Origin of the sequence: Pseudoalteromonas sp. S327, assembly GCF_005886415.1 — a bacterium.
GTDB classification, from domain to species: Bacteria; Pseudomonadota; Gammaproteobacteria; order Enterobacterales; family Alteromonadaceae; genus Pseudoalteromonas; species Pseudoalteromonas atlantica.
In genome coordinates, this window is the sequence record NZ_PNDP01000044.1 from 125,033 (window position 1) to 139,812 (window position 14,780).

Here is a 14,780-nt window from a genome sequence, read left to right on the forward strand (position 1 = left end):
ATATCTGTATTGGAGGAGGGTTTACCTTTTGTGTGGTTATAGCCATATTTGTTGTAAAAGAAGGTTTGCATAACCAGAAGACTCCTAAGTAGCTCCTCGATTGAGCGCTTGTTCATCTTGGGTTAACTCTTTGAGGTGGTTATTTGTTTTGTCTAATACATTAGTACTTTAATTATTAAAAATATTAAAGTTAATAACGATAAGTAGTTAGTTTTGGGCTCCTTTTTAGCTTTTAATACTCTATACTGTAGCGAGTAAAATCTGTTGGTGAAGGTTAATGTTAGAAAGGAATGTATTTATAACAGCAGCAAAAGGTAATAAATTATTACTGGTTGCCATTATTGTTTTTTTAGTTATTGCATTGCCTTCGGTGTATGTGTTTGAAAAAAAGGTACGCGCAGAGATATATAACGATGCTCGTAGTGAACTCAATCGTGAGCTTGAAACAAAAGCCGCGTCTTTAAAAAATCATTTAAACGACAGTATTACCGCGATTCGCTTTTTAAACGCCACTCCACCTATTCAAGGTATATCTAGAGCGACCGACAACCAATTAATTGACCCTCTATTACAAACCCCAATTGCTGTATGGCAAGACCGCCTTGCTGATATTTTTAGCGGGTTTATGCAAACCGACGATTCTATTTTGCAAGCACGTTACATTATGCTTGCTGAAAATGGCCAAGAGATAGTACGTGTAGACCGCTTTTTAGGTGACATAATTAGGCTAGAGGGCGGACAACTGCAAAAAAAAGGCGGGCGAGACTACGTACTTAAAGCCAGCATGCTTGATGAAAAAAGCGTGTATATATCGCCTATTAACTACAACCGCGAAAACGGTGAAATACAAAAACCCTTTGTGAGTACATACCGCGTAGCTAAGCCTGTTTTTGATCATTTAAAGCAAGTGTTTGCAATTTTAGTGACAAACTACTCCGCAGATAAGTTATTTGAAAGTTTAACGTTTGAACTTCCACCTGGGATTAATATTTATTTGCTCAATAATGAAAGCGAATTTTTATACCACCCAAACCCAGATTTACGGTTTGGCTTTGAATTTAACCAAGCCAAAACCTGGAGCGATGAATTTAGCCCCACCCAAAACATGAACTCTCACGAAACCTTGTTAATAGGTGATGCGCCAAAACAGTACTTTTTAAATAAACGGGTAAGTTTTGAAGGCGATATTGCCATGCTGCCGTTAGAGATGGCCGTTTCTATTGATTCTGAAACCTTGTTGGAACGCGTTGCAAAAAGGCGCGAAAGTTTTATTGCCATCACCGCCACATTTTTTACCATATTTATAATTATTACGCTCTTATATCAGCGTTATATTAATCGCAAGCTGCTTATACACTCTTTAACAGAGCAAAATAATAAAGTGATTGAAAATTCACTCGACGCTATTTTTACCATAGACAGTGATGAAACTATTATTCACTGTAATCAAACGGCTAAAAAAGTATTTGCAAGTAGGCTAGGTAATGACAACACCCGCTTTAGTAACTTATTTACCCTTGCAGATGAAGATAAAAACTGCATTAGTGAAACCATAGAGCATGGCTCTAAAATGCCATTTGAAGCAGTTTATACTGGTGATGATGGCAATAAAGAATACTATTCAATCACGCTGACCAGCGTATTTGATGTATTTAGCAACCGTTATCAGGTTGCTGCTATTTTGCGTAATATCAGCTCGTTAAAGCAAACTCAATCACAGTTACAGGGTTTAAATAGCACGTTAGAGTTAAAGGTATCTCAGCGTACTGTTGAACTTGAGCGAGCGATTGACCAAGCCCTTGCCGCAAGCCAAGCAAAAAGTGACTTTGTAGCCAATATTTCCCACGAAATACGCACACCCATGAACGGTGTTTTAGGCATGCTTGAAATGCTAAAAGAAGACAGCCTCACTGAGCAACAGCAACACTATTTAAAATTAGCCAATAGCAGTGCACATTCGTTAATGAGTTTAATTAACGATATTTTAGATTTTTCTAAAATTGAAGCGGGTAAACTAGATATTGATAATCACTCGTTTGATGTTATCTCTGTCTGTAGCGATATGATTAATTCAATTGCGCTGCAGGGCCAACGTAAAGGGTTAGAGGTCTTTTTAAATACCCAAAACGTGGTTGATAGAATGGTTATTGGTGATAGCCATCGCCTTAAGCAAATTTTAATTAATTTAATAAATAATGCGTTTAAGTTTACGCATAAAGGCGAAGTAAGTTTAACCTTAAACTCTAAATACATTACCGACAGTAAAATTTTAATGAGCTTTATAATTAAAGACACCGGTATTGGTATTGCCCCTGAAAACATCGATAAACTGTTCGATGTGTTTACCCAAGAAGATTCAAGCACAACCCGCCATTTTGGTGGCACCGGTTTAGGGTTGTCTATATGTAAAAAATTGGCGCAATTAATGGGCGGTAATATCACCGTTAGCAGTGAAAAGGGCGTAGGCAGCACCTTTGTTGCAACGGTAGAGCTACATGTGGCGCAACAGCAAAAACTTAATACCGGCATCGAGCTTTCAAAAGAGGTCAGTGTGGCGGCGCTTATTGCCCGCGATAACGTATTTAAAAATGTATGCGGATTATTAACTCAAACCTGTAAAATTCAGCCAAGCCATATTACAAGGCTCGACTACTTTAGTGAACACAGCGAATTTGATGCCGATTTACTGATTATTGATGACGAACACCCGCAAGTTAATGCGCTAATAAGCTACTGCGAAAAGGCAGATAAAAAATATGTGCTTATATTGCGAGACATGGTGGTTAATAAGCAATCTAAAAAGGTGTTTCCTGAGCATAGCCACATTTTGCACAAACCACTTACGCAAGATCAATTTACCTATAAGCTAGGCAGTATTTTTGGCGCTAATAATGAGTTTGTTTTAACCGCGCCTAAACAAGCAAACGACGTAGAGCCAGAGCCTGAGTTGTCTAAGTATCATGTATTATTGGTTGACGACAACATGATTAACATTGAGGTAGCGAAAGCTATTTTAAAACGCACAGGGATAAAAATTACCTGTGCAAGTGATGGTATAGAAGCACTCTCTACCCTTAAATTTAATCAAGAGCAACCGTTTGACTTAATTTTAATGGATTGCCAAATGCCTAACCTAGATGGCTACGATACCACCAGCGAGATAAGAAATGCTAAAGCTGGGGTTGAGTATATTAGCATTCCAATTATTGCCATGACCGCAAGTGCAATGGAAGGCGATAGAGAGCGTTGCATTACCGCCGGCATGAATGATTACATTACCAAGCCAATAAAGCCTAAAACGCTTAAAAATAGGCTGCTAACCTGGTTAAACTAAATGAGCTAAGTCAGCAGTTATGCTGCTGACTTACTCGGTTTGGTATCAGTTTGAATAGGTTTAACTAAGCTGGTTACATCGGCTGTATCAAGTACTTTTTGCGTATCAGACCAATGCAACAGCTCTATTTTACCGTTTGGTTGCTCAACTAATGCGGTACAGCTTTCAATCCAATCACCATCATTACAATACACTATGCCATCTACTACTTTAATTTTAGGGTGATGGATGTGTCCGCAAATAATGCCATCGACCTTTTGTTTTTTTGCCTCATGTATAGCGGCATCTTCAAAAGCCGCAATAGCTTCACGGGCTTTATGTACGCGTGCTTTTATCCATGCAGCAAGCGAATAGTAGTTACCGCCAAACACTTTACGAACTCGGTTAGTCCATCGATTTAAAAACAGCAGTAAGTCGTAACCTGCATCGCCTGCAATACTTATGAGCTTGTTGTAGCGGGTTGCCGAGTCAAAGTCATCACCGTGGATTAGTAAAAAGCGCTTATTGGCTTTTGTGGTATGGATAAACTGCTGGTGGACTTCTACACCAAATAAAGTTTGATTTATGTAGTGGCGAAAGGTCTCGTCGTGGTTACCAGGTATGTATATTACACGGGTGCCATCAAGGGCTTTTTGTTGAATACAACTAAGCACTTGGTAGTGAGATGGGTGCCAATAAAAACTGCGCTTCATCGACCATAAATCAACAATATCACCCACTAAATAAAGCGTATCGCATTCAATTGAGTTTAAAAAATCTAATAAGTAGTCAGCTCTACAGTCTTTATACCCTAAATGTACATCCGATATCCAAACGGCTGGATAATGTTGTTTTTTACGCTGTTGATTGTTTGTCATGCCCGTCATCCATAGTGTAATAATTAAACACTGTAGATAAATCTAATGACACTTATGAGACACTTTAGCGAAGCCTCCATGACAATTTATAACAAGCCCGCTAATTAAAGTTTATTGGCCGGGAAGGAGATTAGGTGACTAGCTTTTATATACATTACCATTAAACGCGCATAAAAAAGGCCGCATGTTTAAATGCGGCCTTATAAGTTTGTTTTAAGTGTGGGTGTTATTAACCTTTAACAGCCGCTTTTATAGTCTCTATTGCGGTGTCTAAATCAACCATTAACTTTTCACCGGTACGGCGATTTTTAAGCTCAACCTTATTTTCATCAAGATTACGCTCACCAATCACTAAAGTATAAGGTACACCCATTAATTCCATGTCGTTAAACATAACGCCAGGGCGCTCTTTACGATCATCAAATAAAACATCTAAGCCTGCATCTTTTAAACCTTGGTATAGATTATTAGCAATATCAGGAATACGATGCGACTTATGCATGTTCATTGGCACAATAGCTAAATCAAATGGGGCAATAGATTGTGGCCAAATAATACCGTAATCATCATTATTTTGTTCAATAGCCGCTGCCACAATGCGCGAAACACCAATACCGTAACAACCCATAGTCATTACTTGGTTTTTACCCGACTCGCTCAGTACGCCTGCTTTCATGGCTTCTGAGTACTTTGTACCAAGTTGGAAAATATGACCAACTTCAATACCGCGTTTAATTTGTAAAGTACCTTGTCCACACGGGCTCGGATCGCCTTCAACAATGTTACGAATATCAGCAACTTGATATTCTTTAACATCACGATCCCAGTTAATTCCGCTAAAGTGCTCGTCATCTTTATTAGCACCGGCAACAAAATCTGCCATTACATTAGCGGTTCTGTCTACAATAATTGGCATTGTTAAACCCACAGGGCCAAGTGAACCAGGCTTTGCACCAATTGCTGCAACAATGTCAGCCTCAGTGGCCATTTCAAGTGGAGAGTCTACAAGTGGGTGCTTTTCAGCCTTTAATTCGTTTAACTCGTGATCGCCACGTAGTACAAGCGCAACTAAACCACGTTGTTCGTTTTCATCAGGCGTACCGTACACAATTAATGTTTTAACACCGCGGTGTGGTTTAACGCCGTAGTGCTTTTTAAGCTCGCTAATTGTTTTAGCATCTGGTGTAGGAAACGCTTTAAGCTCTTTAGATGGCTCAGGACGACTTTGAGTGGGTGCTAACGCTTCTGCTTTTTCGATGTTTGCTGCATAATCGCTTGCATCACTAAAGGCAATCGCGTCTTCACCTGATTCAGCAAGTACATGAAACTCATGTGATAAGCTACCACCAATAGAGCCTGTATCAGCAAGTACAGGGCGGTATTCTAAGTTTAAGCGTTCAAAAATATTACAGTACGCTTTGTGCATTACTTTATATGTGGCATCTAAACACGCTTCACTTAAATGAAATGAATACGCATCTTTCATCGTAAATTCACGTGCACGCATTACACCAAAGCGTGGGCGTCTTTCATCGCGCACTTTAGTTTGTACTTGGTACAAAGTAACAGGCAGTTGTTTATAGCTGCTAATCTCTTTACGAACAAAATCTGTAATTACTTCTTCATGCGTAGGACCTAGCGCAAACTCACGGTTATGGCGGTCATTAAAGCGCACAAGTTCAGGACCAAATTGCTCCCAACGGCCAGACTCTTGCCATAAATCAGCAGGTTGAATAACCGGCATCAACATTTCTATTGCGCCTGCTTTATCCATTTCTTCACGAACAATATTTTCTACTTTACGAAGCACGCGTAAACCAGAGGGTAACCATGTATATAAACCCGAAGCGACGCGACGGATCATACCGGCTCTAAGCATTAATTGATGCGAAACAATTTCAGCATCTGATGGCGTTTCTTTAAGTGTTGCGAGTATATATTGACTGGTACGCATGATTTTTCCGAAATTAAGTAATATGTTCTTTTTAATAGGGCGCTAAGTTTACCAGCGCTTGCTTTTACACTAAAGCGCTAACTGCACTTTTTAGTTATTTTCTATACTTGTTACTAAGTTATGCTCGCCGTTAACCTGCCAGCGTATATTATAATTATACAGTGTCATACCATAACTTTGCTCGCCTTGTTTTTGTTTTTTATAGGCAGGGCGTGGGTCTTGTTTTAGTACATTAGTAATAAAATCTTCAAGCTCAGGGTAGTGTGTTTGCTTGGCAATAAAGTCAATTGCCTCGGGTGAAAACGCGACGCTCATTTGTGTTTCTGGTCGGGTATCGGCAAAACCGGCACTGGCGTCGTGCATTGCATCTGAATACGGTAAGTAAGGCTTTATATCGACAATAGGCGTGCCATCGAGTAAATCTATACCAGCAAGCAGTAAACTAAGTTGGCCGTTTTTATACTCAACACCTTCAAGTTTTACAGCGCTCATCCCAATGGCGTTGGGTCTAAATGTGGCGCGCGTTGCAAAAACACCTTTGCGCTCATTGCCGCCTAAACGTGGGGGGCGCACCATAGCTGAATAGCCTTTATCGGCGGTTTCATGAAACCTAAATAACAGCCAAATATGGCTAAATTCTTCAATGCCTCGCACAAATTCTTCACGATTAAACTCAGCAGTAAAAATAAGTTTGGCTTTAGCTTGAGGCACTAAACGTGGCTGCCTAGGTATTGCAAACTTTTGTTTATAAGGGGATTGAATGTGGCCAACAGCCGAAATGCTATAATCGCTCATAATGCTCAGTCAACTAAAAAATAGGGCGCTATTCTACCTCTATTTAGTGTTTATAGCAGTACAGTTAGCACGTTATATTTTAGACTAGCTGGTTTAATTGGGTATTAAACTAAACGGTTTAAAATATAGTAATTAGTGTTTATACCAATTTGCTTAATTAAGTTTATCTATTTTGAGGCTGGAGCGACACGTTTAGCCCCGCAAAATGATTAGCTATTATTACGGATGGGTATTATGTATAAGCAACAAAAAGGTGAGCACATGGCTCACCCTTAAGTGTTTTAATGCTAATTAAAACATGTATTGAATTGATACTGATGCAACATCCATTTCTGGGTCAATTTCATCATCTAGTTCGTAGCGTTCGTACTCTAAGCGCATTTGAACATTGCTAGAAAATGCGTATTGAATACCCGCGCCGTAAAATACATCGCCGCCGTCTTGTGATGCTGAAATGCTACCAACAGGAAGCTCTTGCTTTACATCTGCATCCCATTCAAACCAACCACCTTTAGCATATACTGAAAAGCTTTCAGAAAGCGGAGCCGCTAAAATAGCTGCTAATGACACACCATCAACTTCTGCTTTGCTGTCGATGTCGCTCACTTCATCAAAGTTTTGATAAGCTAACTCAACGCTAAAGTGTTCGTTAAATTGTGTACCAATGTAACCTTTTAGCATTTGTGCATCGTCATCAAATTCAGTGTCGTTTTCGCTGTCTTCAAATTCAAATGAGTATTGGCCATAACCAACACCTGTATAAATGCGAGGAGAATCAAAATCCGTAATGTCAGCGTGTGCTGCAGAGTTAAAACCTAGTGTTGCTAAAGCAATTGCAGAAAGAGAAAGTGTTTTAATCATTGTATAGCTCCTTTAAAAAAATAATAAATGTTTGATTTAACTTATCAAACGACAATTAGTTATTTGCAGTGAGCATGCCAACAATAGGCTGTGGTTACAAAATAGCCATAAAAACGACTTATACGGCATTTTTACGGCTATTTTGTATTTTTTATAAGCAGGGTGAACTTTTTTAGTTTTTTGTTTTCTAAGTAAAGATTGTACCTTTTACATGGTCTATGTGAATTTTACATTGTACTTTTATACTTTATGAAGCAAATTTTCTGTCTCAATTGCAATTTGTTTCATTTTAATAGCGTAGTTTTCCAATTTAATATCTTCTTCTGTTTGTGCTTTAAAAGCAGGAACCTCTACCGGGTAACCTGTTTCGTCCATTGCTACAAAGCTAATAACACAGTGGTTTGTTTCTACCATGTTTTGAGTTTTAGGGTCGCCACACCGTACCTGAATAAATATTTGCATACTTGTTGACCCTGTATGCGCAATTTTTGCTTCAACTTCGACAATTTGGCCAACCAAAATAGGGCGTCTAAATTTAACCCCAGCAACAGAAACAGTAACACAATAATGGCCGCTCCAACCTGCAGCGCAGGCATAACCCGCTTGGTCAATCCATTTCATGACCACACCACCATGAACCTTCCCACCAAAATTTACATCGGTAGGCTCTGCTAAAAAACGAAATACAACATTTGACGACGGCATATTAAATACTCACTTTATGAAACTTACCTATGAGCATACCGTAAAAAAGGGGCCGAAGCCCCTGCAATTTAGGATAGGTTTATAATTTATATGTAAAAGATAGGTTTTTAATGCACCTTTGTGCATAAAATAGTTACATATTAGGGTAGTTTGGCCCGCCAGCACCTTCGGGTGTTACCCACGTAATGTTTTGGCTTGGGTCTTTTATGTCGCAAGTTTTACAATGCACACAGTTTTGAGCATTGATCACAAACTGATCTTCACCTTCAATTTGTTGCACTTCGTATACCCCTGCAGGGCAATAGCGCTGTGCGGGCTCGTCAAACTTTACTAAATTAACCGCAATAGGAATGGCGGGATCTTTAAGCTTTAAATGGCAAGGCTGCGACTCTTCATGGTTAGTATTAGATAAAAACACGCTAGAGAGTTTATCAAAGCTAAGTAGGCCATCAGGCTTAGGGTAGTCAATGTGAGGGCTGTTAGCTGCATCTTTTAGCGTGTCGTAATCGGGCGTGTTGTCTTTAAAGGTAAAGGGCAGTGCACCGTTGAAGATGTTTTGATCAAGGGTATTATACGCACCCCCAGCAAACTTACCTAAGGTATGCATAGCGGGGCCAAAATTACGCGATTGGTAAAGCTCTTTATAAGCCCAAGAATTTTCAAACGCGTTTTTATAATCAGCTAAATCAGTATTAGCTTGGCCACTTTGGAGCGCTTTAAAAATAACTTCTGCCGCCACCATGCCTGATTTCATTGCGGTATGGTTACCTTTAATTTTGGCAAAATTGAGTGTACCGGCATCGCAACCTATTAATAAGCCACCAGCAAAATGCATTTTAGGCAGTGAGTGAAGGCCGCCTTTTGCAATTGCACGGGCGCCATAGGCAATGCGTTCACCCCCTTCAAGGGTTTGCTTAAAAACAGGGTGGTGTTTCATTCTCTGAAACTCATCAAACGGGCTTAAACGTGGGTTAGAATAATTTAAATCAACAATTAACCCTACAACCACTTGATTGTTATCGCAGTGATACATAAAAGAGCCGCCATTGGTATCGCCACTTAGCGGCCAGCCCGTACCATGCACTACTTTACCTTGCTGGTGTTTACTGGCATCTATTTGCCAAATCTCTTTAAAGCCTAAGCCATAGTGCTGTGGTGACACATCTTTATCAAGTGCAAACTCGTTGATAAGCTGCTTACCTAAATGGCCGCGACACCCCTCAGCAAATACAGTGTATTTAGCGCGAAGTTCCATACCTGGCATATAACCATCTTTTTCATTGCCGTCTTTATCAACGCCCATATCGCCCGTAATAATGCCTTTAACGGTGTCTTGCTCAATAATTAAAGAGTGAGCGCTAAAGCCTGGGAATATTTCAACGCCTAAATTTTCAGCTTGCTCGGCAAGCCATCGGCACACATTGCCCATAGAAACAATGTAATTACCTTCATTATGAAATGTTTTAGGGGTCGCAAAGCGAGGGAGAGCAGTGGCTTTTTCGCTGTTATTAAACCAATAAATTTCATCCTGTGTCACTTGTGTAGTGACAGGAGCGCCAAGCTCTTGCCAGTTAGGCAAAAGCTCATCTAAGGCTTTGGTTTCAAATACCGCACCTGAAAGAATATGCGCGCCTACCTCGGAGCCTTTTTCTACCACACAGATAGTTTGTTCTTGTTGTTTTTCTTGCGCTAGCTGTGCGAGCTTAATAGCACTGGCAAGGCCCGCTGGGCCGGCACCTACAATAACTACATCAAATTCCATGGTTTCACGTTCGACCATAATAACCTCTTAATCAATGACGGGCTTAGCTAAATTAGATAAGCAATGCAGCCTTTTTAATACTTGCACATTAAATGTTACAGGCTGTGAATACTTTAAGGTTATTTTAGGTTGACGTTTACGTCAACAGGAAGTAGTCTGAATTCATAAAATAAATAGGTTGACGTACACGTTAGCTTGTAGGTTTAAATATAGATGGAGTTCCTATGAAAGTTCTCGTTCCAATAAAAAGAGTGATCGATTACAACGTTAAAGCACGCGTAAAGGCTGATAATAGCGACGTTGACTTAGCAAATGTAAAAATGGCAATGAACCCATTTTGTGAAATTGCGATAGAAGAAGCCATTCGATTAAAAGAAGCGGGCACAGCAACTGAGGTTATAGCGGTAACAATTGGTGCAAAAGCAGCGCAAGAGCAGCTACGCACCGCTCTTGCATTAGGTGCAGATAAAGCCATTCACATCGAAACCGATGAAAAACTAGAATCGCTGCACATTGCTAAATTATTAGCAAAATTAGTTGAGCAAGAAGCCCCAGAACTGGTTATTTTAGGCAAGCAATCTATTGACTCAGACAACAACCAAACAGGCCAAATGCTGGCGGCTTTAACTAAGCGCGGCCAAGGTACGTTTGCCTCTAAGGTGGATATAAACGGTAACACAGTGAATGTAACCCGTGAGGTAGATGGTGGCTTGCAAACTGTTGCACTTAAACTGCCCGCTATTGTAACTACCGATTTACGCTTAAACGAGCCTCGCTATGCATCGCTGCCAAATATAATGAAAGCAAAGCGTAAACCACTTGATGTAATAGCAGCAGATTCGTTAGGTGTAGATTTAACACCCCGCGTACAGTTAATGAAAGTAGAAGAGCCGGCTAAGCGCAGTGGCGGTATTATTGTTGAAGATGTAGCCCAGCTGGTAGAGAAACTTAAAACAGAGGCAAAGGTGATTTAAATGAAAACACTTGTAATTGCAGAGCACGATAACGGTGCTCTAAAACCAGAAACCTCAAAAACAATCAATGCGGCAAGTAAATTAGGCTTTGATATAGATGTACTTATTGCGGGTTTAAATGTGTGCGCAATGAGCGAACAGATTGCCAGTATTGAAGGTGTAACAACTGTACTCACCGCCGATAATGCACTTTATCAGCATCAGTTAGCTGAAAATATGGCTGAGCTTGTTTTAACTATTGCCGATAATTATACGCATATTGTTGCCAGTGCAACCACCACAGGTAAAAACTTTATGCCTCGCGTTGCAGCGCTTTTAGATGTTGCGCAAGTGTCAGAAATAATAGAAGTAATAGATAGCGATACATTTAAACGCCCCATTTACGCCGGTAATGCAATTGCCACGGTTAAATCGCTTGATAGTAAAAAAGTGATCACCGTACGAGCGAGTAGTTTTGACTTACAAAGCCAACAATCACCTGCCAGCATAAATGCATTAGATCCACTAAGTGATACTCAATTAAGTGACTTTGTAAGTGTTGAACAAACCGAGTCAGAGCGTCCTGAGCTAACTGCAGCAGAGGTAGTTATATCAGGTGGTCGTGGCATGCAAAATGGTGAAAACTTTACTTTATTAAACGGTATTGCTGACAAGTTAGGCGCTGCAATTGGTGCGTCTCGTGCTGCCGTTGATGCAGGCTTTGTACCGAACGATATGCAAGTAGGGCAAACGGGTAAGATCGTAGCGCCTAATCTGTATATTGCCGTGGGCATAAGTGGTGCTATTCAACATTTAGCAGGTATGAAAGACTCAAAAGTTATTGTAGCGATTAATAAAGACCCAGACGCACCTATATTTCAGGTGGCAGATTACGGCCTGGTTGCTGATTTATTTGAGGTATTACCGCAGCTTGAAAACGCGCTATAAACATATTCTGGTTGTAAAGCCGCGGTGAACTTAGGTTCCTGCGGCTTTTTTTATTCCACCTCAAGCATAGAATAATGATGCGCTGACAAAGTATCTAAAACACGCTTATCTTTTAATAAATTGAGCAACACCTCTGTTTGCTCTACAGAGCGGCTCGATTGGCTATTTACCAATAAAATTAGGGGGCGAACAAACGTATACTCACCATTTTTAATAGTTTCATCTGAAACGTTAACGCCATTGATACCGAGTAAATTTATTTTATTTATTTTTTTAGAGCCAAGCAGCTGCGAGACTGCACCGTAAGAGTCAAAAGCAATGGCATTTGGCATGCGTTGTACTATGCCAAGGGCTTGGTTAAATTCGTCATACATTTGCACTTCCATTTTAGGAAATAACCCGTGGTTACCTGCCTGCTTTAGTTTAATTGTATTACCATTTGGAACCCGCATAAAAGATAGGTTTAAAAACTCTAATAAAATATCAAAGGTGCCATGGTTATAGGCCTTACTAAACAGGAGAATTTTATTATCTCTTTGTGTCTCTGGTTTATAATTTGGGTTAACTTCTTGCCACGTTTTATATTTGCCCGCATAAATGTCGCTGAGTTGCTCTACGCTTAGCGAATCAATGTTATTTTTTTTGTTAGTAAAAAATACCAGCGCATCTTGTGCAATAACAATTTGACGTACATGAGGGTATTGCTCTTGCTCTTCATTGGTTAAATAGCGCGATGAAGTACCAATATCAATAATGTTTTGTGCTATGGCTTTAATGCCTTTAGTACTGCCCATGGAGCGGACTTGCATGGCCGTATTTGTTTGCTCTTCATAGTTGGGCTTTAATAAAAGCAACAGGTGCGAGACCGAAGAAGAACCGCCAATAAGTAAAGGCTTGTGATCTGGGGCAATATTAGAAACTGAAGTTGCAATGTTAGAGGATGAAAGCAGTACGGTGGCTGCCAAAATAAGGTTTTTTATCATGCTATTAGCCAAATAACGAATACGTTATAAAACTATAGCTCAAAATTTATAAATCTCTAATTTATAAACAGTATTTTACAAAGCCATAATTAAAAACAACAGATATCAAAAAGCCAGCAAAAAAGCTGGCTTTTTAAATCAATTAATTTGATTAGTACGTTGCGCTGCCTTTAGTACGAGGGAAGGCAATTACATCACGTACGTTGCCCATACCTGTAACATAAGCAACTAGGCGTTCAAAACCTAAACCAAAGCCAGAGTGTGGCACGCTACCGTATTTACGTAAATCGCGGTACCAGCTGTAATCTTCTTTGTTTAAGCCCATTTCATCTAAACGCGCATCAAGCACATCAAGGCGCTCTTCACGTTGTGAACCACCAATAATTTCACCAATGCCTGGCGCTACAACGTCCATAGCGGCAACGGTTTTACCGTCTTCGTTTTGGCGCATGTAAAACGCTTTAATATCGCGCGGGTAGTTTTTAATAACAACCGGTGCTTTAAAGTGCTCTTCAGCTAAGTAGCGCTCGTGCTCAGATTGTAAATCTACACCCCATTCAACGGCGTACTCAAACTTTTTACCACATGATTTAAGTATTTCTACGGCGTCAGTGTAATCAACTTGGGCGAAGTCTTTTTCTACAAACTCTTCTAAACGGCTAATCGCTGTTTTTTCGATACGTTGTGCAAAAAATTCCATATCGTCACGGCGCTCTTCAAGTACCGCTTTAAATACGTACTTAAGCATGTTTTCAGCAAGTTTTGCAATATCTTCTAAATCAGCAAATGCTACTTCAGGTTCAACCATCCAAAACTCAGCCAAGTGACGAGACGTGTTTGAGTTTTCTGCACGGAATGTTGGGCCAAAGGTGTAAATTTTTGACATAGCCGATGCGTATGTTTCACCATTTAACTGGCCAGATACCGTTAAAAAGGCTTCTTTACCAAAAAAGTCTTCGCTGTAATCAACGTCGCCTTTATCAGTGCGTGGCAAGTTTTGCATATCAAGTGTTGATACGCGGAACATTTCACCTGCGCCTTCACAGTCACTGGCTGTGATGATTGGGGTGCTGATCCAGTAAAAGCCTTGCTCGTGGTAAAAACGGTGAATAGCTTGTGCTAAACAGTTACGCACACGTGTTACTGCACCTATCATGTTTGTACGTGGGCGAAGGTGAGCGTGCTCACGTAAATACTCAATGCTGTGGCGCTTAGCGGCCATAGGGTATGAATCTGGGTTTTCTACCCAACCTAAAACTGTGACAGAATTAGCTTGAATTTCAAATGACTGACCTTTACCTGCAGATTGCACTAACACACCAGTAACCGACACAGAACAACCGGCTGTTAAGCTAGTAACTTCATCATAATTATTTAGTGAATTAGGAACTACCGCTTGAATAGGATCAAAACACGAACCGTCATGAACGGCTAAAAATGATATTCCTGCTTTTGAATCGCGGCGTGTACGGATCCAGCCTTTTACTGTTACTTGGCTGTCTACCACAACATTGCCTTTTAATAGCTCTGAAATCGCTAAATGGCTCATCTTCACTCCAATGATATAAGTTGCCTAACTGTATAATATTAACTACTCAACGCAGCGGTTAAATTTACTGCGTTGAACT

At 40.2% G+C, this 14,780-nt stretch carries 11 protein-coding genes; 3 read left to right on the forward strand and 8 right to left on the reverse strand.

Annotated elements, in window-relative coordinates; all coding sequences use genetic code 11:
• Positions 1-277: 277 nt before the first annotated feature.
• Entirely contained in the window at positions 278-3,334 is a 3,057-nt protein-coding gene (locus CWB60_RS14380) for an ATP-binding protein (RefSeq protein ID WP_138576436.1), read from the forward strand.
• 17 nt (positions 3,335-3,351) lie between these two features.
• Here CWB60_RS14380 and CWB60_RS14385 read toward each other — a convergent pair whose 3' ends face one another.
• The 6 genes from CWB60_RS14385 to CWB60_RS14410 form a co-directional block, all read right to left on the reverse strand.
• The gene (locus CWB60_RS14385; protein ID WP_029773612.1) at positions 3,352-4,191 is read right to left on the reverse strand and encodes a UDP-2,3-diacylglucosamine diphosphatase; all 840 of its coding nucleotides are present in this window, start codon (positions 4,189-4,191) and stop codon (positions 3,352-3,354) included.
• Positions 4,192-4,420: 229 nt separating this feature from the next.
• Complete coding sequence (locus CWB60_RS14390) at positions 4,421-6,145, reverse strand: proline--tRNA ligase (RefSeq protein ID WP_054982550.1); 1,725 nt, start codon at positions 6,143-6,145, stop codon at positions 4,421-4,423.
• A gap of 90 nt (positions 6,146-6,235) precedes the next feature.
• On the reverse strand, positions 6,236-6,940 hold the full coding sequence (gene tsaA, locus CWB60_RS14395) for a tRNA (N6-threonylcarbamoyladenosine(37)-N6)-methyltransferase TrmO (protein WP_004586655.1): 705 nt from the start codon (positions 6,938-6,940) through the stop codon (positions 6,236-6,238).
• 291 nt (positions 6,941-7,231) lie between these two features.
• Entirely contained in the window at positions 7,232-7,801 is a 570-nt protein-coding gene (locus CWB60_RS14400) for an outer membrane beta-barrel protein (RefSeq protein WP_138576434.1), read from the reverse strand.
• Positions 7,802-8,041: 240 nt separating this feature from the next.
• Positions 8,042-8,506, reverse strand: a complete 465-nt coding sequence (locus CWB60_RS14405; protein WP_004586653.1) for an acyl-CoA thioesterase — start codon at positions 8,504-8,506, stop codon at positions 8,042-8,044.
• Positions 8,507-8,639: 133 nt separating this feature from the next.
• On the reverse strand, positions 8,640-10,286 hold the full coding sequence (locus CWB60_RS14410; RefSeq protein WP_138576432.1) for an electron transfer flavoprotein-ubiquinone oxidoreductase: 1,647 nt from the start codon (positions 10,284-10,286) through the stop codon (positions 8,640-8,642).
• 206 nt (positions 10,287-10,492) lie between these two features.
• Here CWB60_RS14410 and CWB60_RS14415 point away from each other — a divergent pair, with 206 nt between their 5' ends.
• On the forward strand, positions 10,493-11,242 hold the full coding sequence (locus CWB60_RS14415) for an electron transfer flavoprotein subunit beta/FixA family protein (protein ID WP_054982548.1): 750 nt from the start codon (positions 10,493-10,495) through the stop codon (positions 11,240-11,242).
• Positions 11,243-12,169, forward strand: a complete 927-nt coding sequence (locus CWB60_RS14420) for an electron transfer flavoprotein subunit alpha/FixB family protein (RefSeq protein WP_138576430.1) — start codon at positions 11,243-11,245, stop codon at positions 12,167-12,169.
• Positions 12,170-12,219: 50 nt separating this feature from the next.
• Here CWB60_RS14420 and CWB60_RS14425 read toward each other — a convergent pair whose 3' ends face one another.
• Both CWB60_RS14425 and asnS read right to left on the reverse strand, forming a co-directional pair.
• Positions 12,220-13,152 carry a PstS family phosphate ABC transporter substrate-binding protein gene (locus CWB60_RS14425; RefSeq protein WP_138576428.1) on the reverse strand — a complete coding sequence of 311 codons (933 nt, stop codon included), beginning with the start codon at positions 13,150-13,152 and terminating at the stop codon, positions 12,220-12,222.
• A 151-nt stretch (positions 13,153-13,303) separates the two neighbouring features.
• Positions 13,304-14,701: an asparagine--tRNA ligase gene (gene asnS / locus CWB60_RS14430; protein WP_138576426.1), complete on the reverse strand. Its 1,398-nt coding sequence runs from the start codon at positions 14,699-14,701 to the stop codon at positions 13,304-13,306.
• Positions 14,702-14,780: the final 79 nt, after the last annotated feature.

What these genes read in the sequence shown, in the direction of transcription:
- CWB60_RS14380 (WP_138576436.1), top strand. Translation starts at nt 278, where the DNA reads ATGTTAGAAAGGAATGTATTTATAACAGCAGCAAAAGGTAATAAATTA.
- CWB60_RS14385 (WP_029773612.1), bottom strand. Translation starts at nt 4,191, where the DNA reads ATGACAAACAATCAACAGCGTAAAAAACAACATTATCCAGCCGTTTGG.
- CWB60_RS14390 (WP_054982550.1), bottom strand. Translation starts at nt 6,145, where the DNA reads ATGCGTACCAGTCAATATATACTCGCAACACTTAAAGAAACGCCATCA.
- tsaA (WP_004586655.1), bottom strand. Translation starts at nt 6,940, where the DNA reads ATGAGCGATTATAGCATTTCGGCTGTTGGCCACATTCAATCCCCTTAT.
- CWB60_RS14400 (WP_138576434.1), bottom strand. Translation starts at nt 7,801, where the DNA reads ATGATTAAAACACTTTCTCTTTCTGCAATTGCTTTAGCAACACTAGGT.
- CWB60_RS14405 (WP_004586653.1), bottom strand. Translation starts at nt 8,506, where the DNA reads ATGCCGTCGTCAAATGTTGTATTTCGTTTTTTAGCAGAGCCTACCGAT.
- CWB60_RS14410 (WP_138576432.1), bottom strand. Translation starts at nt 10,286, where the DNA reads ATGGTCGAACGTGAAACCATGGAATTTGATGTAGTTATTGTAGGTGCC.
- CWB60_RS14415 (WP_054982548.1), top strand. Translation starts at nt 10,493, where the DNA reads ATGAAAGTTCTCGTTCCAATAAAAAGAGTGATCGATTACAACGTTAAA.
- CWB60_RS14420 (WP_138576430.1), top strand. Translation starts at nt 11,243, where the DNA reads ATGAAAACACTTGTAATTGCAGAGCACGATAACGGTGCTCTAAAACCA.
- CWB60_RS14425 (WP_138576428.1), bottom strand. Translation starts at nt 13,152, where the DNA reads ATGATAAAAAACCTTATTTTGGCAGCCACCGTACTGCTTTCATCCTCT.
- asnS (WP_138576426.1), bottom strand. Translation starts at nt 14,701, where the DNA reads ATGAGCCATTTAGCGATTTCAGAGCTATTAAAAGGCAATGTTGTGGTA.